The sequence below is a fragment of the Corynebacterium sp. HMSC08A12 genome, assembly GCF_001807485.1.
Lineage (GTDB): Bacteria > Actinomycetota > Actinomycetes > Mycobacteriales > Mycobacteriaceae > Corynebacterium > Corynebacterium evansiae.
On record NZ_KV789173.1, the window covers coordinates 1 to 21447 of the forward strand.

Consider the following 21447-nt stretch of genomic DNA (forward strand, 5'->3'; position numbering starts at 1 on the left):
GCAAGCGTTACACCACACTAAGGGACGCAACCCGCTCCTAGTCGCAGCACTCCACTCGCAACACCAGTCTCAGCACCTCCACCTGCAAAGCCAGTCGCAGCGCCTCCACCCACAGCGAAGACAGTTAACCACCGCACACCAGGCGAACCCGTATGAAAAATCACACAAATATTGCACTGGATATACCTTTGCACTGGGTGTAACTTTGTTCGAGTGATGCATTCGAACCGCTCCGATCCCCCAGCTCCCCCAGAGTCCACGGAGCCCACGGAACCCACGGACCACACAACTCCCCCAGACCCCACGGAACCTCCAGCTCCCCCAGAGCCCACGGAGCCTACAACCATGGGACTGCGCGAGCGCAAACGCCTGGAGACCAGGTTAAGGATCGAGGACGAGGCCACTCGCCTCTTCCTCGATCGTTCCTTCGATGGAGTCACCCTGGAGGAAATCTGCGAAGCAGCGGACATCAGCCGCCGCACCTTCTTCAACTACTTCTCCTCAAAGGAACACGTTGCGGTCGGTAAACAACCCCCATTGCTCACCAAGGACGACTTCAACAAGCTCGAAAGCTTCTCCCCGGCACGGGGCAGCCTGCCTCAATACCTCTACGCCATGCTGACCAAGAAGCGCATCGAGGAGGCCAAGAAGTCGGACAATGCCAACCTCGATCCGGAACTGGCGGAGTCGATAAGGTGGCGTCGTTCCCAAATAATAAAGAGATTCCCCAGCCTGGCACTTGCGAAGCTCGCCAGCTACGAAAAGCTACGCAGCGACCTCGCCGAAGCGGTGTGCAAGAACCTCGAAGGCCACCCGGGCAACCGCAGCACCGACATGGAGGCGATGGAGGAAGCGCACCTCATCGTCACCGCGGCAACAACGGTGCAATGGGCCGCAGCAACCTCAGCCACACGGCGCGGCAGAACCCTGAACAGCACAAAGGACTTTGACGTTGCTTTAACCGGGCTACGGCAAGTCTTCAGTGCCATCGAACCGGCCACCCTCAAGCCGTCAACAGACTCAACCGCAGAAAACATCTCGCAGAAAGCACAAAAATCCAAGGAGAACCGCCCATGAAAGATACTCGCGAAGAAGCCGCAGCAGCCAAGGCGCGGCTCGACGCGGCGGAAAAGCAGCGCCAGGAAAACCACAACAACGTCCCCCTAGTCTTCGGCTGCCTGATGCTCGGCATGCTGATGTCTTCCCTGGGGCAGATGATCTTCTCCACCGCCCTGCCCACCCTCGTCGGCGAGCTCGGCGGCGCCAACAAGATGAGCTGGGTCATCACCAGCTTCCTGCTGACCATGACCATCGGCATGCCCGTCTACGGCAAACTGGGTGACCAGATGGGTCGTAAGCCGCTGTACCTGGTGGCGGTAACCCTGTTCCTGGTCGGCTCCGTCCTGGGCGCGCTGGCGCAGAGCATGGACATGATGATCGTCGCCCGCGGAGTGCAGGGCCTCGGCGCCGGCGGCCTGATGATCGGCGCGCAGGCCATCATCGCCGACGTGGTTCCCGCCCGCGATCGAGGCCGCTACATGGGCATCATGGGCGCCGTCTTCGGTCTGAGCTCCGTGCTGGGGCCGCTGCTGGGTGGCTTCTTCACAGACGGCCCCGGCTGGCGTTGGGCACTGTGGTTCAACGTGCCACTGGCTGTGATCACCATCCTGATGGTCTTCTTCAACCTCCAGCTGCCGAAGCGCGGCTCGGGCGCCCGCCTGGACGTCCCCGGCACGGTTCTGATGGCTGGGGCCACTAGCTCGCTGATTCTGCTACTCACCTGGGGTGGCCGCGATTATGCCTGGTCCAGCCCGGTCATCATCGGCTTGGGCATCGCAGCGGCCGTGTTGGCCACACTGTTCGTGCTGGTGGAACGCAAGGCGAAGGATCCGCTGATCCCGATGGAGCTGTTCACCGTTCGCAACTTCGTGGTCACTACTGCGGCGGGCACGATCACGGGTGTGGTTATGTTTGGCGTGCTGGCTTACATGCCGACGTACATCCAGATGGTGCACGGCATGACCCCCACCAAGGCCGGTCTGATGATGATCCCGATGATGGCCGGCATGATCGTCACCGCCACCGCCTCCGGCCAGTACGTTTCCCGGACAGGTCGCTACAAGTGGTTCCCCGTCGCGGGCCTGCTCGTTGCCGCCACTGCGGTTGGTCTTATGGGGCTTTTTGACGCCCACGATTCCCTCGTGCACCTCGGTCTTGTCTTGGCCCTGATGGGTGTTGGCCTGGGGCTTTCGATGCAGATCCTGGTGCTGATCGTGCAGAACTCTTTCCCGATTTCGATGGTGGGCACTGCGACGGCTTCGAATAACTTCTTCCGCCAGATTGGCGGTACGGCTGGCTCAGCTATCATCGGCTCGCTGTTCACCCACCGCGTGGCGGATCTCATGGGCCAGCGGGTGCCCGGCGCGCTGCAGGAGCTGGGTCCGCAGGGGGCTGAGTTCGCCAAGGACTTCCAGGGCGGCGGCAGTGCGCGACTAACCCCGGAGATCGTCGATACGCTGCCTGGCCCGTTGCATGACGCGATCACTACCTCGTATAACGACGCCCTCGTCCCAGTTCTCGGGGCTATGGCGCCGGTGGCCGTGTTGGCTGCGCTGATTCTGGTGTTGGTGCGCCAGGACAATTTGAAGGAAACTATCGAATAGTCACCGTTGGGGTTCCATACAACGCAGAAAGGCGACCGCGCTAATGCGGTCGCCTTTTGATATGCCTGAGCTCGCTCGGGAGCGAATGTGCAAAGTTACTCGGACTTCTCTGCCGATCCCTCGCCGTTGCCAGCGTTGTCGTCGTCGCTAGCGCTGCCTTCGGCGCCGCCCTCGTCGGAGCGCTCCAGGTTTTCCTGGTAGTACTTCCAGGCCGGGCCACCCTCAAGGATCTTCTCCATCACCATGTTGTGGCGCCACGTGCCCTTCTTCGGCCCGTAGTTCATGTGGGACATGCAGTGGAATACGCCCACTTCCTCGAATCCTCGGGAGACGTGCAGCCGCACGGAGCCCTCGTTCTCCGGGAAAATGCTGGAGTGCATCGCCCAGTGGCCCTGCTCGGCGGCGTCCTTAAGCAGCCTATCGAGCAGGCTGCCGGCCACACCCTTGCCTGCGGCATCCTTGTGGACGTAGATCGAGTCCTCCAGCACTCCGTCGAACACGTCACGGTGGCTGGCGGATGTGGCGGTGATCCACCCCAGGATCTTCTCCCCCTCCTCGCCCAGCCCTGCGGCTGCGGCGGCTGCGGGATCCGTGTCGATGGCAACGAAAGAGAGCTCGGGCAGGCGGTGGCGCATAAAGTCTTCCCACGCTTCGGGCGCGTTTTCCTCAAAGGTCGCCTCGCCCGTATCCATACCGGTCTGCAGGATCTTCTGGACTTGCGGATAGTCCTTCTCCTCCATCAGGCGGATGGAGATTGCCTGCTTGGCACTGTTCTGGGCGTTGTTGCCAGCACTGCTATCTGCAGCGCTCCCGGCCGTGTTCGCGGAAGTCATGGAAGAAATTGTGCCCTAAGACCCATCATTTACGCCACCTGGCTGCCGGCAGCTGTGAGCGAACTATCCTTTTTCCAGCAGGTTCGTCACCAGTTCAGCGATCGCGGAGCGCTCGGATCGGGTCAGCGTGACGTGTGCGAACAGCGGATTGTTCTTCAGCTTCTCAATTACTGCCTGAATGCCGTCGTGGCGGCCCACGCGCAGGTTATCGCGCTGCGCAACGTCGTGGGTCAGAACGACGCGGGAGTTTCGCCCCAGGCGCGAGAGCACGGTCAGCAGGACGTTGCGCTCGAGCGACTGGGCTTCGTCCACAATGACGAAGCTGTCGTTCAGACTGCGGCCGCGGATGTGCGTCAGCGGGAGTACCTCCAGCAGCCCGCGGGCGTCGATCTCCTCCAGCACATTGTCGCTGACCACCCCTTCCAGGGTGTCGTACACAGCCTGCGCCCAGGGGTTCATCTTCTCCGTCTCGCTACCGGGTAGATAGCCCAAGTCCTGGCCACCGACGGCATACAGAGGGCGGAAAACGACGATGCGCTTGTGTTCACCGCGTTCCAGCACTGCCTCCAACCCGGCGCACAGTGCCAGAGCGGACTTGCCGGTACCGGCGGAGCCGCCGAGGCTTACGATGCCAACCTCGTTATCCAGCAGCAGATCCAGCGCCACGCGCTGCTGAGCGCTGCGCCCGCGGATACCGAAGGCTTCCAGGTCGGTGGGAACCTGGCGCACCATGCCGTCGCCCATCGAGCGTGCCAGAACGGACTGGCTACCCGCGGTCAGCTGCAGACCGCAGTGGATCGGCAGCTCGTCAACCTCGTCACCGTCTACCGTCAGGGCGCCGGAGATGTCGGCCTCCCCCACGTCATACAGCTCGTCGATGATGCTGGAGGGCACCTCCGCGCGGGCCATGCCGTTGTATCCGGTGAGCACAACGTCCTGGGCGTGGTATTCGTCGGCGTCCAGACCAACGGCACCGGCCTTCACGCGCAGCGGCACGTCCTTCGTAACCAGTGTGACGTTGTGCCCCTCGGCCCGCAGGTTCAAAGCGCAAGCCAGGATGCGGTGGTCGTTTTGCTCTCCGCGCAGACCCGTAGGCAACACGGACTGGTCAACGTGGTTCAGCTCCACCTGGACGGTGCCGCCGTCTTCGTTGACGATGCTGGGCATGTCCAGCCGGCCGTGCTCCTGACGGAAGTCTTCGAGCATGCGCAGGGCCTGCCGGGCGAACCATCCGAGTTCCGGATGGTGGCGCTTGCCCTCTAGCTCACTGATGACGACAACGGGGAGGATGATGCGGTGTTCCGCAAACTTGATGAGTGCCCAGGGATCGGAAAGCAACACCGAGGTGTCAAGGACATAGGTGCGTAGGCCGAGCTCTGCGTCGGAATGCGCGTTGAGAGCCTGCTCTGCCTGAAAGTTCTGATGTGCCTGATCGGTGGGCGCGGCGGAAGTCATGGAGGTGGTGCTCCTTGTAAGGGATTATGAGTCGATCAACCCGGACGTTCCACGCCGCAAAAGCTACGCTTTACATCCGGGAAACGGATGAGGTGGGTAGTTGTTACTTGCTTCGGACACCCTCGACGCTATGCGCACCGCATGGAAATTACATTGTTGTCAGATGAACTCTGGGTAAACATAAAAAGCCCCAGGCTTCGGGGCAGTTCCTGCCCCTCACCTGGGGTTATCAAGCTCTACTTTAAGGTTAGAACTTAGCGCTTCTCGATGGTCTCGGTGTACTGACCGGACTCATCCTTTGCCCACGTGATGGTGCCGTTTTCGAAGGACTGGGTCCAGCCGTTAGCTGCGTCGCCCTTCTCCGGAGCGGTCGGCAGGCCCAGCTCATTGTCCAGACCGCCACCGTTGTTCCAGGTCTCGCCGATCTTGCCGATCAGCGGAACTGCACCGTGGTCCTTGGAGTTAGCGATCCAACCCTTCTCGAAGGTTGCCAGGGAGCCGTTCTCGCCCTCGGTGAACTCGGCCAACTTACCGAAGGAACCGGACTCGCCGCCCTCGTTATCCCAAGCGGTCTTGACGTCCTTCGGCAGCTCCACCTCTTCACCGCTAGCGGTCTGGACCTTCTCGGTCTCGCCCTCAGCATCTGCGCCCTCGGCGCCCTCTGCACCCTCAGCGTCAGCGTTCTCGGAGCGCTCAGCCTCGGACTCGCCGCCCTCGCCTTCACCGGCCTTAGCGGTAGCGGAGTCGGCAGCCTCGCCTGCCTTCTCGGTGGCGGAGTTAGCTGCGTCGCCAGCCTTGTCCTTGGCGTCCTCTGCATCGTCAGAGCACGCAGCAACGCCGAATACCAGGGATGCGCCTGCAGCCAGTGCCACTGCGGAACGACGGAAACGCTTGTTGGAGTTCATTACTAATACCTTTCTGTCAGTTCTTTTTCCGCTCTCGCTTTTCGCAAAAGCGCTACCCCTCCAGTCGTAATAGCCCTCCAGCGAAGAATGCACGCCCTGTTTAGGATTTTTAATCCAATCGAAATCAATCCTTTATTTTCGCCGCAGGCCTTGGGAGGTCTTTTTCTTCCCTCTTTTCTTTGTTTTATCTGCACTTTTATTGACGCCACCACGTCCCTGTTTAGCCACCTGTCGCGAGCTGCTCGCGGTGCGCCCTTTACATATCCCGACGAAGTCCTGGATGACGTCACTGTCGGATTCGGTGAGCCACATCAGGGCCACGCGGGTGCGGGGGCACGTGGTGGCGTCAATCCCTAAAAGATCCCGATGCACCACCCCGCGCTGGTTAATAGCCCGCAGCAAGGGGCGCGGCGCGACGGCGATACCAACGTTTGCGGCAACAACCTGCAGGGCTTCGCGCAGAGCTGCCACATCATCCCAGCCGGTAGGCGGGGTGACGTACATGAGTTTCTCGTCGGCCAGCTCCCGGAAGTTGATGGAATCCATGACCTTGACGGGATGCTCCTTGGGGGCGGCAACGCCGATCTGCTCCTCGTAGAGGGCAACCTCGTGCATGTCGGCCGGGCGTTCGAGCCCCTCCGCCGGGAGGCGAACCAATGCAACATCCGCCTGGCCTGCGCGAATATAGGGCAACGGATCGTCGGTGCCCGCGCTGGCGATCTTCCACCCGGGAACCCGCTCGTCGAAGCGCCGGAACCATTTGTCCGGCTGCACACCCGTGCTAAAGACAACTTTTAGGTGCTGGCGCGGCTTCGCGGCGCGGTTTTGCTGAGTGGGCATGGCACCAATAATAGAGCCGTTCATTAGAATGATGAACATGACTGACGCGAACCCGAGTTACAAGTCCGGCCCGCCAATGAAGCCCGCCACCGCCGCAAAGAAGCTGGCCATTTACCTTCCGGCTACGCCGCAGGAGTTTCAGGATTCCGCACTTACCCACGAGCAGTTTGTGGAGTTGCAGAAGAACCCGCCCGAGTGGCTGCAGACGCTGCGCCGGGAAGGCCCGCACCCCCGCCCCGAGGTGGCTCGCAAACTGGGCATTAGCATTACTTCACTAAAGAACAATGACATGGATAAGCCCCTCACTACTGCGGAGATTAAGGCGTTGCTTGAAAAGCAGCCGGAGTGGCTGCGGGAGGCTCGCCATAAGTTGGCTAGTGAGCGCGAGGAGACGGGGCGTCAATAAGTTCAGCTAGAGGCGGCACAAGAATAAGAAAAAGGCGAGGATAAGCCCGATATTTCGGACCTTTCCTCGCCTTTTCGCCTTTGGCCATTGACCTTCGGCCTTCGATGGTGACGAGCCATCAGAAGCTTTATCCGGTAAGCAACCTCCAGGTGACGAGACTGAAGGTTGCCGAGTAACCGGATGAACAACCACAGCACCTCGGAGGAGAAAGTGGCTACCGATGCTCATGCGCTTCGGGGAGAAGAGAGAAACCCTCATCGCATGAATACTGCGCCGGCAACTGAACTTTCGACAGGTGCTGCAACATATTCCACAACTGCAGTGCGCCTCAGGTGACTAGCCTGCGACACACCCAAGAGGTTAGCCAAGCCTCACCTGGCTTGTCAATATTTAAACAACAAAAATGTTGAATAAATCGCTGAGCTGGGCTTTTGCTTGGCGGGGGTAGCTAAATGGGCCCGCAGGGGTGAAGCAACAACCATGTGTGGCACATAACAGCGTGTTTTCGCCCAATATCGAGGGGTTTTCTTGTACTTTCGCCCCAAAGAAATGCTATTCTCATAAACAACGCAGAGATGCACGTCACAATAGCGATGTAACATCGAGCTGCAACACACAGAAATCTCTATAACCGACATTGCTGCCACTGGCGCTACGCACGCTACTGGTATTCCAGTAGTTCAAGTTCGGCAGTTCAAGCAGCCAACGTCTTGGTTTGAAAGGAACCCATGAAGAACTTCCTGCCACGCAACATTTTCGAAGAAGAGCACAACATGTTCCGCGAGGCCTGCGCGGACTTCGTGAAGGCCGAGATCGCCCCGAACGTTGACCGCTGGCACGAGCAGGGCTACTGCGACCGCGAGATGTTCCAGAAGGCCGGCCAGCAGGGCCTGCTGGGCATGATGGCTCCGGAGGAGTTCGGCGGCGGCGGTATGGAGAACGACTACCGCTTCAACGCTGTGCTGACCGAGGAGCTGGCTAAGGCTGACTCCGGTTCCGTTATCGTGGGCATCCAGACCATCAACGACCTGGTCATCCCCTACCTGCAGCGCTTCGGCAACGACGAGCAGAAGGAGCGTTTCCTGAAGCCGCTGTGTGCCGGTGAGAAGATCGCCGCACTGGCAATGACCGAGCCGGGCGCAGGTGCCGACCTGGCTGGCATCCGCACCTTCGCTAAGAAGGACGAGAACGGCGACTACATCGTCAACGGCGCGAAGACCTTCATCTCCAACGGTGTCCAGGCAGACTTCACCCTGCTGGTCGTCGTCACCAACCCGGAGAAGGGCCGCGCAGGCGTTTCCATGCTGATCGTTGAGGACGGCATGGAGGGCTACACCAAGACCGGCCCGCTGAAGAAGGTCGGCCTGAAGTCCCAGGACACCGCTGAGCTGTCCTTCGAGGACACCCGCGTTCCGAAGGAGAACCTGCTGGGCGAAGAGGGCGCCGCATTCGGCTACCTGCGCACCAACCTGGCACAGGAGCGCCTGTCCATCGCCGTCGGCTCCATCGCTACCTCCCGCCGCGCATTCGACCTGGTTTACAAGCACTCTCAGGACCGCAAGACCTTCGGTCAGCGCCTGATCGACCACCAGGCATACCGCTGGGAGCTGGCCAAGATGGCCACCAACATCCAGGGCTCCCAGTCCTTCGTTGATGCCTGCATCATGGAGAAGGTCAACGGCACCCTGGACGAGGTCACCGGTGCAATGGCTAAGTACCAGACCACCGAGCTGCAGATCGAGGTTGTCAACGAGGCTCTGCAGCTGCACGGCGGCTACGGCTTCATGCTGGAGTACCCGATCTCCACCCACTACCTGGACTCCCGCGTCCAGCCGATCTACGGCGGCCCGAACGAGATCATGATCGAGATCATCTCTCGCCGCCTGGCCAAGGGCGATAGCTAGGGTCTAGCCTTACTCCCCCTTAAACTGCGGTGGTCGCTTTCCTAGGAAGGCGGCCACCGCTTCGCTATGGTCGGCGGTGTTAAACAGGCGCAGCTGTGCCTCTGCCTCCGCTGCGGCAGCCTCGCTGATCGCCGCAGTGTTCTTCACCAGTGCCTTCATCTCCTTGTACGCCGCGGTCGGGCCGGCGGCGAAGTTGTTCGCCAGCTCCTCCACCGTTGCCTCGAGCTCCGTCGGCTCCACGAGCTGTTCTACCAGGCCCAGCTCTGCGGCTTCCTCGGCGGGCACCTTGCGGTCCAAGAGCAGCAACTGCAGGGCCTTCGCACGGCCCACGCAATCCACGAGGGTCTGTGACAGGCCCGAATCCGCCGCCAGCCCCACGCCTGTGAAAGCGCCCTTGAAAGAGGCGGCGGTGGACATCACGCGGAAGTCGCAGGCCATTGCCAGTCCCCAACCCGCGCCTGCCGCCGGCCCCTGCAGCGCGGCGATCGTCGGCACACTGATCCCGGCGAGGAGCTCAGTCATCGGGTTGTACTCCTCCACCACCTTTTCCATCCCCGTGCGGTTTTGCGTATCCCGCAGCTGTTCCTTCAGATCCTGCCCAGAGCAGAACGCCTTGCCATTGGCACGCAGAACCACTGCGCGCACTGCGGAGCCGAGTTCTTCCGAATCCTTTTGCGCATTGCGGAATGCCTCGATCAGCGCGAGACGCAGCCCTTGGTCTAGGGAGTTGTATGCTTCTGCGCGGTTGATGGTGATGTAACGTACGCCGGCTTTGTCTTCGACCAGTACAAGATTAGTGTTTTCGCTCATACTGGATACGCTACGTGGAGCGGCTGCGTAAAGCTGTGCTTTGGGCAGATGCTGTCGTGGTTTCTTGTTTAGTGACGCCCCCTCGCCATCGCCCTCTTATGTACCCGCTAGCGCGGGATGGCTAGCGTGGTTGGGCGATAACCTCGGCGCCGGCAGCCTTGAGGGCGTCCAGAGCCTGGGTAGCGCCGTCCTCGCTCACCGCGGCGCAAAGATCCTCGATGACCGTCACGCCGAAGCCCGCCCGGAGCGCATCTTCGGCTGTAGCGCGCACGCAGAAGTCGGTGGCGATACCCACGATCGTCACGTTTTCTACCTCGTGGGAGTTCAGCCACTGCTCAAGTGTCTGCTCCTCGCCCGCGAGATGACCTTCGAAGCCAGAATATGCGGCGGTGTATTCGCCCTTGTGGAACCAGGCGTCCACCAGCTCGGGGTTCAGCTCGGCACAGACCTGCGCGCCGTGCGTGTCGGCTACGCAGTGGACCGGCCAGGTGTCCTTGTAGTCCGGCTCCTCCCCCTCTGGCGCGAAGTGGCCTTCGGGCTTGATGTGCCAATCCTTTGTGCCGACGATAAGCGGGCGGGCGGCCACGGAAGAACCGTCGCCTGTTCCAGCTTCCTGCCCCTCGGTGTGCACCAGGTCGCCCAGCCAGGCGTTGATCCCCCGCGCCACCTCTAGGCCCCGGTCGGTTCCCAGGGAACCATCGACGAAGTCGTTTTGAACGTCGACGACGATGATTGCATCCTTCACCTGCGTGCTGACCATAGTGCTAAACCCCAATCCTTATAGCCGCCGGGCTTCTTAGACCAGCTTCCAGTCTTCCAGGCCCTCGTACAGCGGGAAGTCCGCGGCAATCTTATCCACGCGGGCGCGCAGCGCAGCAATGTCCGCGTTGCCGGCCAGAGCAGTACCAATGATGTCCGCAACCTCGGTGAAAGCCTCGGTATCCAGGCCACGGGAAGCCAGGGCGGAAGTACCAATGCGCAGGCCGGAGGTGACCATCGGCGGGCGCGGGTCGAAAGGCACTGCGTTGCGGTTGACGGTGATGCCGACCTCGTGCAGCAGGTCTTCGCCCTGCTGGCCGTCCAGCTGAGAGTTGCGCAGATCCACCAGCACCAGGTGCACGTCAGTGCCGCCGGTGAGCACCTGCACGCCAGCGTCCTTCGTATCCTGAGCGTTCAGTCGCTCAGCCAGGATCTTCGCACCCTCGAGGGTGCGCTGCTGACGGTCGCGGAACTCGTCGGTCTGTGCGACCTTCATGGCGACAGCCTTGGCTGCGACGGCGTGCATCAGCGGGCCACCCTGCTGTCCCGGGAATACGGAAGAATTCAGCTTCTTGGCGTACTCCTGCTTAGCCAGAATCATGCCGGAACGGGGGCCACCCAGGGTCTTGTGCACGGTGGTGGAGACCACGTCGGCGTGCGGAACCGGGGACGGGTGCAGGTCCGCGGCAACCAGGCCAGCGAAGTGAGCCATGTCCACCCACAGCTTCGCCCCGACCTCATCGGCGATGGACTTGAAAGCTGCGAAGTCCTGGTGGCGCGGGTAGGCGGACCAGCCGGCGATCAGCACCTGTGGCTTCTCTGCAATGGCCTGCTCGCGGATCTTGTCCATATCCAGGCGGAAGGTCTCCGGATCCACCTCGTAAGCGGCGACCTCGTAGAGCTTGCCGGAGAAGTTCAGGTGCATGCCGTGGGTCAGGTGGCCACCGTGTGCCAGGGACAGACCCATGATCTTGTCGCCCGGGTTAGCCAGGGACATCAGGACTGCTGCGTTGGCCTGTGCACCAGCGTGCGGCTGCACGTTGGCGAACTCTGCACCGAAGACCTGCTTGGCGCGGTCGCGGGCCAGATCCTCGACGACGTCCACGTGCTCGCAACCACCGTAGTAACGACGGCCCGGGTAGCCCTCGGCGTACTTGTTGGTGAGCACCGAACCCTGTGCCTGCAGCACGGCGCGCGGCACGAAGTTCTCCGAGGCAATCATCTCCAGGGTGGTGCGCTGGCGGCGCAGCTCACCTGCGATGGCTTCTGCGACCTGAGGATCCAGCTCCGCCAAAGGAGTGTTGTGCTGTTGCGAGTTCTGAGTGGACGAATTCTGCGGAGAAGTCACGTCTACCAAGGCCTTCCATTGTGGATGAATCTAAGAAAGATAAAACCGGTTGCTTATCTGCCTCACCATCATAGCGAGTGCCCGCAGCGCCCTATACCCAACCCATACCTCACCCCAACCCCAGCCCACACCCACCCCACTGCCAAACTATCGCGACCCCATTGCGACCCCATTGCGTTCCCATGACAAACCCAAAGCGATCCAATTTCACCTTGCCCCATTTTCGGGGCACAATGGGTGCTATGACTTCCCCCAGCCCTTACATTGAGCTGGACCGTACTCAGTGGCGCACCTTGAGAAAGTCGATGCCCCAGGTCCTCACCGAAGATGAACTGGAACAGCTCCGCGGTATCGGCGACGAAATCGACCTAGAAGAAGTCTCCGAGGTCTACCTGCCACTGTCCCGCCTCATTTTCCTGCGCGTCGAGGCGCACCGTAGGCTCAACGCCGCAACCGAAACATTCCTCGGCGAGGCAATGCCACCCATTCCTTACATCATCGGCGTCTGCGGCTCCGTAGCCGTCGGCAAGTCCACAACTGCCCGCGTGCTGCAGGTTCTGCTGCAGCGTTGGGAGACAAACCCGCGGGTAGACCTCGTAACCACCGACGGCTTCCTGCTGCCCACTGCAGAGCTCGAGCGCCGCAAGCTCATGCACCGCAAGGGCTTCCCGGAATCCTACGACCAGGCAGAACTGCTGAGCTTCATCACCAAGGTGAAGTCCGGCACGCAAAAGGTGCAGGCCCCGGTGTACTCCCACGAGGCCTACGACCGCATTCCGGACCAGACCATCACCGTCGACCGCCCGGACATCCTCATCGTCGAGGGGCTGAACGTTTTGCAGACTGGCCCCACCCTCATGGTCTCCGACCTCTTCGACTTCTCCGTTTACGTCGATGCCCGGCGCGAGGACATCGAGGATTGGTACATCGACCGCTTCCTGCGCCTGAAGAACACCGCGTTTAAGGATCCGAAGGCGCACTTCCACCACTTCGCCAACTTCAGCGATGAAGAGGCCACCGTGGTCGCTAGGGAAATCTGGCAGACCGTGAACCTGCCGAACCTCATGGAGAACATCCTGCCCACCCGCGTGCGCGCCTCTCTGGTTCTGCGGAAGGGCCCAGACCACCTGGTGCAAAAAGTGCGGATGCGGAAGATCTAGCCCCGCGCTCTATCGCGGGCAGTTATCGTCCGCGCCCTATCGCCGGCTATCCCCGGCTTAAAGCCCGAAGCGCCGGTGCCGCTGCGAGTAGTCGCGCAGCGCGCGCAGGAAATCCACGCGACGGAAAGCCGGCCAATAAGTATCGGTAAACCAGATCTCCGAGTACGCGGACTGCCACAACAGGAAACCAGATAGGCGCTGCTCCCCCGACGTGCGGATCACCAGGTCCGGATCCGGCTGCCCCGAGGTGTACATGTGATTCCCCAGCGCCTCGGCGGTGATTGCCTCCGCCATATCCTCCGGCGCGGTCCCCTTTTCCGCCAGCTCGGCCACGAGGGTCTGCACCGCATCCACGATCTCCTGGCGTCCGCCGTACCCCACGGCCACGTTCACGCGCACGCCCGTGTGGTCGTCCGTCTTGGCCTGGTTTTCCTCCAGGCGAATGCGCAGCTGTTCAGGCAGTAGCTCTAGGTGGCCGACGGTGCGCAGCTGGAACCCGGCGTCAGAATCCGCCAATTCCTCGGCAACATCACCAATGATGCTGCACAGCAACGACAGCTCCTCCGGAGAGCGCTTTAAGTTTTCGGTGCTGAGCAGGTACACCGTGACGGTTTCGATCCCCAGCTCATCGCACCAACCGCACATTTCCGCGATCTTCTTCGCCCCCACGCGGTGGCCGTGCGATACATCCGTAAACCCGTTCTCGCGCGCCCAGCGGCGGTTGCCGTCGGCCATGATGGCGACGTGCTTCGGCCGCGGCTTATCGCGCAGCGAGCGCGCCAGGCTGGCCTCGTACGCTGGGTATAGCAGCTGGGGGATGCGGTTCACGGTGTTGATCCTACTGATGCTGGTTCGGGGGTTCTTCGCCATCCTTATTGACGCCCTTAGCCCGCGCCCGTTCAGCGTCAATAGCAGCTGGGCCGGTCAGTGTGCCGGAGGAGGGCAAGAAACGCTCATCGGTCTGCGGCACCTCAGTGCGGGCGAACATGGATCGCTTGCTGGCGGTCTCGTCGAACCCCTCGGCCTTCATTGCAGCTTCCAGCTTCTCCGTGTCGAACAGGTCGATGCCACGCGCGTCGGCGAATGCTCGGCGGCGTTCCAGGCGGCGGATGCGCTTGTTCATGGCGAAGCCGATGAGCAGCACAACCAGCAGCAAGATGACGATCACGAACAGGCCGACTGGGGCGGCCTTACCGAACTCGGCGCCCTTCGGGCCGGTGCGCTCTGCCTGCGCAATGATCCAGGTGGCGGTGTTCATCGCTCGAAACTCCTTCTTGTTATCTGCCCATTAACTGTAGTTTGTCGCTCGCCTGTGGGGAAACCCTGCGCTGCGTGAATCAGCCCAGTACTGCGCTAATCCGCTGATTCCAACCCGGCGAAGAGTTCCGTCTCCGGTAGCTCGCTGTGCACACGCGACTGCGCGAGCTCGAACTCCTCGGTCGGCCACACCTGCTGCTGCAGATCCGTGTCCGCCAGAAAGAATGCACCCTTTGGGTCAATCTGGGTGCGGTGGGCACGCAGCGCATCATCGCGGCGCTCGAACCAGTCGGCCACATTCACGCGGGTGGTCACGCGGGAGAAAATATCCGGCAGCTGCCTCCACAACTCCAAGTGCCGCAGGACGTGCTCCGGCAGCTGCGCGCCACGCTCGTACATGGCGGTGGCCAAGTTCTCGAAACGCTCGCGGATGAACCCATGGGTGTAGTACAGCTTCTTCACCTCCCACGGTTCGCCCAGTTCCGGGTGGTAATTTGGGTCGCCGGCAGCCTCCCAGGCACGGACGGAAACCGCATGCACCTTGATGTGATCCGGGTGCGGGTAACCGCCGTGCTCGTCGTAGGTGATGATGACATGCGGGCGGAACTCACGCACCACCCGCACGACGTTCTGTGTGACCTCTTCCGTGTCCTGCAGGGCAAAGCAGCCCTCCGGCAACGGTGGCTTCGGGTCGCCCTCCGGCAGACCGGAATCCACATAGCCCAGCCACTCATGCTCCACGCCCAAGATGGAGGCCGCCTGAGCCATCTCCTCGTGACGCACCTCAATCATCTCTCCGATGCCCTGTTCAGCCAGCTCCTGCATCTCAGGATTCAGGATGTCCCCGCGCTCACCGCCGGTGCACGTCAGTACCTTGACCCGGTGGCCTTCATCGACATAGCGGGCCATGGTGGCCGCCCCCTTGCTGGATTCGTCGTCCGGGTGTGCGTGAATCGCCAGCAGGCGATAACGCGGCATATCTACGGAAGATGTCTTTTCACTCACGCCAATACAATCTACTACCCAGCCCTCCCCTACCCAATAGAGCCATCCGTCCAGGCAAGCCGGGGACGTGGGCGTCAATAATATAAGGGTGGGCTAGACTAGAGGCATCATGAACGCGGCGAAGAAGAGCATCCAAAAAGAGCGCTACGGCGAAACGCGCAACCAGAAATTCTCCGGGAAAATCGTTGTAGTAATCCTGGCCGTAGTGTTGGCGGCAACGCTTGCTTACGCGGTCACGCAGTTCATGCGCAATTCGGAAGCGGATGTTACGGCGCAGGAGTCCGGTGGCGAGATCGTCTCGGACGAGCGCATGACCATGAGCATCGACGTCACCCGCAAGGATCCCTCCAAGCCCGCGTACTGCATCGTCACCGCCCTGGACTACGACAAGAACGAAGTCGGCCGCCGCGAGTTCGTCGTGCCACGCGGCGGCGAAGAAGTAGAACGCTTCCTAGTGGACATCCCCACCCGCGAGCGCGGCTACGCAGCCACCGCCTACGGTTGCTCCGCCACGCTACCGCCGCACCTCGACCCGCGCGACTAAGCCGGAAGGCTAAGCAGACCCGCGCGACTAGGCCGGGCAGCCCAGGTAGCCTGGCGCCCAGGTGCTACACTTTGCACGCCTACTTAATAATCTATTGACGCCCACGTGAGAGACCGCGTCAACCTTCAACGAAGATGGGAGAACCCAATGGCCGAGAACCAGACTCGCTGGCTGACCCAGGAATCTTACGACCGACTGAATGCAGAGCTGACGGCTCTGAAGGAGAACCGTCCGGTGCTGGCAGCCGAGATTAACGAGCGCCGCGAAGAGGGCGACCTCAAGGAGAACGGCGGCTACCACGCAGCCCGCGAGCAGCAGGGCCAGGAGGAGGCTCGCATCACCTACCTGGAGGAACTGCTGGATAACGCCACCATCGGTGAGGCTCCGCAGGAGTCCGGCGTGGCACTGGTTGGTTCCGTGATCCACGTCTACTACGACGGCGACGAGGACGATAAGGAGACCTTCCTGATCGGCACCCGTGGCCTGGAGTCTTCTAACCCGGACCTGGAGACCTACTCCACCGATGCTCCGCTGGGTGCGGCCATCGTCGGCGCCAAGGTCGGCGAAACCCGCGAGTACCAGACCCCGACTGGCGATACTGTATCTGTGACGATCGTGGCAGCTGAGCCTTACGACCCAGACCTGGACGTTCCGCGCGCGGAGCAGTAGTTCCTGCCGGTTGATCTGGGCTTTAGCTGGAGTGGCTGGGCTTTAGCTGGGCTAGTTTGCGGCTGGCTGGGCTTGCCCGGGCTAGTTTGCGGCTGGGCTTTTAGCTGGGGCTGGCTGAGCCGGTTGCATTTATGAAGGGCGCCTGCGGGCGCCCTTCTTGTTTTCCTCTGCCTTGCGGGCCTCCCCCCTGCAGGGTCCAATGCCACCCCGGCTGCACTTTTCCCACCCAGGCAGCGCCCTGTGCGCCCCCTCGGAGGGTTAAATGTCGGAAAAGTTGCAATTTGTTATTGGGAGACATTCTCACTTACCTAAACTTGCAGGTCAGAGCGTTTTGGTATTCACGCATCGATAGCAGGAATTTTAGTTTTGCAACTTTTCCGACATCTAGGCCTGAGAACTGCAATTTTTCCGACATTCTCCCGTCCCGCACTCCCCTTTTCTCTACCCCGCCATTCCCCTTAGCCCCACCCTGAAAGAGGTTAAACCTCCAGATGTCGCCAGATCGAGAATACGCAGGGGGAAGTGTCGCTAGTTCGGGAATACGCAGGAGGGAACCCCGCCAAATCAGGGCAATACCGGGCTGGATGTCGCTAGAACGGGAATACATTCTTGATAACTATTCTCAACTATAAGAAAATGCAGGTCAGAGCGCTGCGCTTTTGTCAGGCTGATTGGTCGCGCCCGCGTATTCCCGATCTAGCGACATCTGTCCATGTCCACGCCCGCGTATTCCCGATCTAGCGACACTTCCCCCTGCCGGCACCCGCGTATTCCCGATCTAGCGACATTTCCCCCCCTTAGCTGCGAAACCTCCCGCATACAGACAGCAAAATTCCCCGCCCTAGCGGCAATATCCCCCGCACAAGAGCAGCCAACTCCCCCTCTCCGCACACCGGCAGCAGAAAAGGGCTCCCGGTAAACCGGAAGCCCCTCAACTAACAGCGCCCCAGCGCTAGCTCCTAAAGCGCTAGTCCCTGAAGTAGGACAGCAGGCGCAGGATCTCGGTGTACAGCCAGACCAGGGTGACGGCCAGACCCAGTGCCACGCCCCAAGCCATCTTCGACGGAGCACCCGCGCGGACCAGACGATCCGCCTGGTCGAAGTCCAGCAGGAAGCTCATTGCTGCAATGCCGATGCAGAACAGGGAGAAGATGATAGCGATCGGACCACCGTCACGCAGGATGCCTGCGGAGCCCGTAACCAGTGCAAACACCAGGTTGCCCAGCGCCAGAACCAGGATGCCGATCATGGCGCCCACCAGGAAGCGAGTGAACTTCGGAGTCACGCGGATAGCACCGGTCTTGTACACAAACAGCATGCCAATGAACACACCAATGGTTCCCAGAACCGCCTGGGCGATGAGCATGCCGGCGTCAGTATCACCAACCGCAGCACCAGACAGCAGGAACGTAAAGCCACCAACGAACAGACCCTCGAAGGCCGCGTAGGTCAGCGTGACCGGCGCGGAGTCGTACTTCTTGCCGAATGCAGAAACCAGAACGGCGATCAGGCCACCGATCATGCCGACGAAGGTCAGGATCATCGCCAGGCCGGGGTTGCTCAGGCCAATGATGAAGTTCACCACTGCCAGAGCGATGATCACGGCCAGCGTGATACCGGTCTTGGTAACAACGTCATCGACAGTCATCGGACGGTCGGCGCTGCCGGCCTGGCCGTAGTTGGCTGCGTCCTGCATGCCGTAACCCATAGCGGCGGTCTGTACACCGCCGTGAGCGGAGGTCGCGTAGGGGTTCATCCCCTGCTGGCCATAACCGCCCTGCTGGCCGTAGCCACCCTGGTTGCCCTGTTGTGCGAACGGGTGCTGGCCCTGGTTCTTGGCCAGCGACCCCATGAACGGGTTCGAGCTCTTCATTCTTTAGTACTCCAAAGTTGTGCTGGTCATTTTCGGTGCCGGAGCCTAGCAATAAGCCACCGGCGCTTTCGCGTACATCCTACCAACGGCTAAGCCTGCTTAAAGGTTCCCACAAGCAAAAGTTCGTGCTCTCGCGACTATTCATTTGCTTAGAAATGTTCTAGATCGAACACACTCCCCCGGCCTTTTAGGTAGTCTCCCAAACATGAAACGAACCAACTACAAGCGCCTATCCGTAGCCGCTCTGCCCGCCGACCTGGAAGTAGAGCTGCGCGAGCTCACCACCAACGCCCGCCTGCACAACCTCAACGACGATTACGACGGCAAGCGCCTGGAGATCGAGGCTCCCTTCCTCGGCGAGACGATCGGCTGGGTCGCCAGCGGTGACGCCGACGATGTCACCGAAGCCTTCCGCTTCGCCCGCCGCGCCCAGCAGTCCTGGGTGCATGTCCCCTTCGCCGAGCGCAAGCGCATCTTCCGCCGCTTCCACGACCTGGTTTTAAAGAACGCCGAGCTGCTCTGCGACATGGTGCAGCTGGAGACCGGCAAGAACCGCGCCAGCGCCTTTGACGAGGTCATGGACGTCGCCAACAATGCGCGCTACTACTCCAACAACGTGGAGAAGTTCATGAAGCCGCGCAAGCGCGCCTCGGCGATGTCGATCATGGCGAAGTCCATCGAGTACCGTCACCCGCTGGGCGCGGTCGGCCAGATCAGCCCGTGGAATTACCCGCTGTCCCTCGGCATTGGCGACGCGATCCCCGCGCTCCTCGCCGGAAACGCTGTGGTCGCTAAGCCCGACTCTGCTACGCCTTTTACCTCGCTTTTGGTCTTTAAGTTTCTTTTTGACGCCGGACTGCCGCGCGACCTGGTGCAGTTAGTTACCGGGTCCGGCCGCGTGGTTGGTAGTGCCATTGCGGATCAGTGCGACTTCTTGATGTTCACTGGCTCCACCGCAACGGGCAAGGTTTTGGGCGAGCAGGTTGGCCGTCGCCTGATCGGCTACTCGGCCGAGCTGGGTGGCAAGAACCCGCTGATTATCGCCAACGACGCGGACGTCAACTACGCAGCCCGCGGAGCTATCGATGCGTGCTTCTCTAACTCCGGTCAGCTGTGTGTTTCCATCGAGCGCATCTACGTCGAGCGTGCATCCTACGAGGATTTCGTGGGCGCGTTTTCCTCTCGCGTGCAGTCCATGAGCCTAGGCAGCGGCTTCGAGTGGGAGACGCAGATGGGTTCGCTGGCTTCCGCCAGCCAGCTGGAGACCGTGGAGAAGTACGTGGAGGACGCCCGCGAGAAGGGCGCGAACATCCTGTGCGGTGGCAAGAAGCGCCCAGATCTGGGGCCGTACTTCTACGAGCCGACGGTCATGGTGGACGTTCCAGAGGATGCGCTGCTACGCACCGAGGAGGTCTTCGGGCCGGTGGTGTACATCGAGCCGGTGGAGGATCTGTACGACGCGATCGAGCTGGCCAATGACACGGACTACGGCCTGAACGCTTCTGTGTTTGCCGCCGACGACACTGCCTGGAAGATCGGCCCGAAGATCGAGTCCGGTTCGGTGGCTCTGAACGATGGCTACACCTCCAGCTGGGCGGCCATCGATAACCCCATGGGCGGCATGAAGGAATCCGGTGTCTCCCACCGCCACGGCGCGGAGGGGCTGCAGAAGTACACGGCAACACAGAACGTCACCTCGCAGCGCTTCATGTACTTCCGCGGACCGGAGTCCCTCAGCCGGAAGAGCTTCTCCAAGGTCATGCTCACCCTGCTGAAGGCCGGCAAGACCTTCCGCATGCTGCCGTAACTGTGCTGAAGTAGCGCCGAAACTGCGCCGTAGTTTCACAGTAGGCCTTGCGGCAAAGCCCGCCACGCGATGCTCGCGCGACCGTCACCCTCGGGTGGCCGCCACTACCTCGGCGGCCACCCTTTTTGCATGCACTCCAACGCCAGTGATGGTGGCGGAGCCTGGACCCACCCAATCGCCATAGCCCACGAGGAAGAGGCCGGGGTGCTGGGGCGAGGGGGCGTCACCACGAAAAGAGAGCAACCCGCGAAAAGGGCCGAGGGCGGGGCGGAAGCCGGTGCACCAGATCAGGTGGTCGGTGGTGACTTCGTCGAGGGAGGAGAACATCGGGGTGGGGCGCAGGTGTCCGGAGTCCCGGGCGCGGCGGACCGCGGGAAGCATGACGATGTCCCCGAGGCTGGAATCGGCGCCGGGGTCTTCCTTACCTGCGGAAACGGCGAGGTAGCGTTCGCGGTTGCGGCGGAAGAGCTCCGCGCCATCGACGTCGTCCGGCATCCAGCGGGGCGGGTGGCGGACGAACCAGGTGACGTCGGCGACGTCGGCGCCGTCGGCCAGGTCGGCGGCGATCTGTGCTCCCGAGTTAGCCGCTCCCACGACGGCCACGGAGGAACCGGCGAACGGCTCCGGCCCCGGGTAGGTGGCGGTGTGCCACTGCTGGCCAGCAAACTTGCCGGGATAATAGGGAACGAAAGGCGCGGACCACGTGCCCGTGGCGGCGACGACGGTGCGGGCACGCCAGGTGTGGGAGCGCAGGGTGTGGGAGGAGCTAGTCGGGCGGGCAGCGCCGCTACCCGGGCGGGCGTGCAGATGAAACAGCCCGGTCGGCTCGTCGTACTCCACCCGGTCGATATGCACGGGACGGATGACGGGCAGATCGTAACGGCGCTCGTATTCGCGCAGGTAGTCGACCACATGGCCGGGCGGTGGATAGCCCTTAGACCCTTCGTAACTGGGCATCGGCATGCCCGGAAGGTTGGAGAAGTTGGCGGCGGAGAACAACGTCATCGACGGCCACATGTGCCGCCAGGCCCCACCCGGTTCCGGCTGATCGTCGAACACCGCAAAGTCGGGAGCTTTGCGGCCCCGCCTTCCCTCCCGGCGCAGGTAGAAGGCCGTGGCCAGTGCGGACTGGCCGCCGCCGACAATGGCGCAGTCCAGGATGCGGTTTGGATCGCGGTTTAGGTCTGGAGCTGAGTGTGCCATGTAATA

The 21447-nt window shown here is 61.6% G+C and carries 20 protein-coding genes; 8 read left to right on the forward strand and 12 right to left on the reverse strand.

Annotated features, from left to right (window positions below):
• Positions 1-345: 345 nt before the first annotated feature.
• The gene (locus HMPREF3166_RS04605) at positions 346-1077 is read left to right on the forward strand and encodes a TetR/AcrR family transcriptional regulator (protein WP_070487882.1); all 732 of its coding nucleotides are present in this window, start codon (positions 346-348) and stop codon (positions 1075-1077) included.
• Positions 1074-2663 (forward strand): MDR family MFS transporter, encoded by a 1590-nt coding sequence (locus HMPREF3166_RS04610; RefSeq protein ID WP_035005784.1) that lies wholly within the window; start codon positions 1074-1076, stop codon positions 2661-2663. The genes HMPREF3166_RS04605 and HMPREF3166_RS04610 overlap by 4 nt, the downstream gene beginning before the upstream one ends.
• Positions 2664-2758: 95 nt before the next feature.
• On the opposite strand, the gene HMPREF3166_RS04615 is transcribed toward HMPREF3166_RS04610, so the two are convergent.
• The 4 genes from HMPREF3166_RS04615 to HMPREF3166_RS04630 all read right to left on the reverse strand — a co-directional run bounded on the left by HMPREF3166_RS04615 (position 2759) and on the right by HMPREF3166_RS04630 (position 6696).
• A complete protein-coding gene (locus HMPREF3166_RS04615; protein WP_070487884.1) occupies positions 2759-3496 on the reverse strand; it encodes a GNAT family N-acetyltransferase in 738 nt (245 codons plus the stop codon).
• A 63-nt stretch (positions 3497-3559) separates the two neighbouring features.
• Positions 3560-4951, reverse strand: coding sequence for a PhoH family protein (locus HMPREF3166_RS04620; protein ID WP_035005789.1), 1392 nt, complete (start codon positions 4949-4951; stop codon positions 3560-3562).
• 254 nt (positions 4952-5205) lie between these two features.
• On the reverse strand, positions 5206-5856 hold the full coding sequence (locus HMPREF3166_RS04625) for an LGFP repeat-containing protein (protein ID WP_070487885.1): 651 nt from the start codon (positions 5854-5856) through the stop codon (positions 5206-5208).
• 132 nt (positions 5857-5988) lie between these two features.
• Positions 5989-6696: a LysR substrate-binding domain-containing protein gene (locus HMPREF3166_RS04630; protein ID WP_070487989.1), complete on the reverse strand. Its 708-nt coding sequence runs from the start codon at positions 6694-6696 to the stop codon at positions 5989-5991.
• Positions 6697-6733: 37 nt separating this feature from the next.
• Between HMPREF3166_RS04630 and HMPREF3166_RS04635 the strand changes: the two genes are divergently transcribed.
• The gene (locus HMPREF3166_RS04635; RefSeq protein ID WP_035005793.1) at positions 6734-7102 is read left to right on the forward strand and encodes a DUF5997 family protein; all 369 of its coding nucleotides are present in this window, start codon (positions 6734-6736) and stop codon (positions 7100-7102) included.
• Between the two features lie 728 nt (positions 7103-7830).
• On the forward strand, positions 7831-9006 hold the full coding sequence (locus tag HMPREF3166_RS04640) for an acyl-CoA dehydrogenase family protein (RefSeq protein WP_035004419.1): 1176 nt from the start codon (positions 7831-7833) through the stop codon (positions 9004-9006).
• A gap of 9 nt (positions 9007-9015) precedes the next feature.
• On the opposite strand, the gene HMPREF3166_RS04645 is transcribed toward HMPREF3166_RS04640, so the two are convergent.
• The 3 genes from HMPREF3166_RS04645 to glyA form a co-directional block, all read right to left on the reverse strand.
• Positions 9016-9816 carry an enoyl-CoA hydratase/isomerase family protein gene (locus HMPREF3166_RS04645; RefSeq protein ID WP_051901661.1) on the reverse strand — a complete coding sequence of 267 codons (801 nt, stop codon included), beginning with the start codon at positions 9814-9816 and terminating at the stop codon, positions 9016-9018.
• 121 nt (positions 9817-9937) lie between these two features.
• Positions 9938-10576 (reverse strand): isochorismatase family protein, encoded by a 639-nt coding sequence (locus HMPREF3166_RS04650; RefSeq protein ID WP_035004420.1) that lies wholly within the window; start codon positions 10574-10576, stop codon positions 9938-9940.
• Between the two features lie 36 nt (positions 10577-10612).
• Positions 10613-11923 carry a serine hydroxymethyltransferase gene (glyA, locus tag HMPREF3166_RS04655; RefSeq protein ID WP_070487887.1) on the reverse strand — a complete coding sequence of 437 codons (1311 nt, stop codon included), beginning with the start codon at positions 11921-11923 and terminating at the stop codon, positions 10613-10615.
• Between the two features lie 233 nt (positions 11924-12156).
• On the opposite strand from glyA, the gene coaA reads away from it, so the two are divergent.
• The gene (coaA, locus tag HMPREF3166_RS04660; protein ID WP_035004421.1) at positions 12157-13083 is read left to right on the forward strand and encodes a type I pantothenate kinase; all 927 of its coding nucleotides are present in this window, start codon (positions 12157-12159) and stop codon (positions 13081-13083) included.
• Positions 13084-13140: 57 nt separating this feature from the next.
• Here the strand turns inward: coaA and HMPREF3166_RS04665 are convergent, their stop codons facing one another.
• The 3 genes from HMPREF3166_RS04665 to mca all read right to left on the reverse strand — a co-directional run bounded on the left by HMPREF3166_RS04665 (position 13141) and on the right by mca (position 15318).
• Complete coding sequence (locus HMPREF3166_RS04665) at positions 13141-13911, reverse strand: isoprenyl transferase (RefSeq protein ID WP_035004422.1); 771 nt, start codon at positions 13909-13911, stop codon at positions 13141-13143.
• A gap of 10 nt (positions 13912-13921) precedes the next feature.
• Positions 13922-14341, reverse strand: coding sequence for a hypothetical protein (locus HMPREF3166_RS04670; protein WP_070487888.1), 420 nt, complete (start codon positions 14339-14341; stop codon positions 13922-13924).
• 95 nt (positions 14342-14436) lie between these two features.
• Positions 14437-15318, reverse strand: a complete 882-nt coding sequence (mca, locus tag HMPREF3166_RS04675) for a mycothiol conjugate amidase Mca (protein ID WP_070487891.1) — start codon at positions 15316-15318, stop codon at positions 14437-14439.
• Positions 15319-15454: 136 nt separating this feature from the next.
• On the opposite strand from mca, the gene HMPREF3166_RS04680 reads away from it, so the two are divergent.
• Entirely contained in the window at positions 15455-15889 is a 435-nt protein-coding gene (locus HMPREF3166_RS04680) for a DUF4307 domain-containing protein (protein ID WP_070487893.1), read from the forward strand.
• A 147-nt stretch (positions 15890-16036) separates the two neighbouring features.
• Complete coding sequence (greA, locus tag HMPREF3166_RS04685) at positions 16037-16558, forward strand: transcription elongation factor GreA (RefSeq protein WP_035004425.1); 522 nt, start codon at positions 16037-16039, stop codon at positions 16556-16558.
• Positions 16559-17525: 967 nt separating this feature from the next.
• On the opposite strand, the gene HMPREF3166_RS04690 is transcribed toward greA, so the two are convergent.
• A complete protein-coding gene (locus HMPREF3166_RS04690; RefSeq protein ID WP_035004427.1) occupies positions 17526-18431 on the reverse strand; it encodes a Bax inhibitor-1/YccA family protein in 906 nt (301 codons plus the stop codon).
• 205 nt (positions 18432-18636) lie between these two features.
• Here HMPREF3166_RS04690 and HMPREF3166_RS04695 point away from each other — a divergent pair, with 205 nt between their 5' ends.
• Positions 18637-20238 carry a succinic semialdehyde dehydrogenase gene (locus HMPREF3166_RS04695; protein WP_070487895.1) on the forward strand — a complete coding sequence of 534 codons (1602 nt, stop codon included), beginning with the start codon at positions 18637-18639 and terminating at the stop codon, positions 20236-20238.
• Between the two features lie 84 nt (positions 20239-20322).
• Here the strand turns inward: HMPREF3166_RS04695 and HMPREF3166_RS04700 are convergent, their stop codons facing one another.
• Positions 20323-21441, reverse strand: coding sequence for an NAD(P)-binding domain-containing protein (locus tag HMPREF3166_RS04700; RefSeq protein WP_070487897.1), 1119 nt, complete (start codon positions 21439-21441; stop codon positions 20323-20325).
• Between the last annotated feature and the right edge of the window lie 6 nt (positions 21442-21447).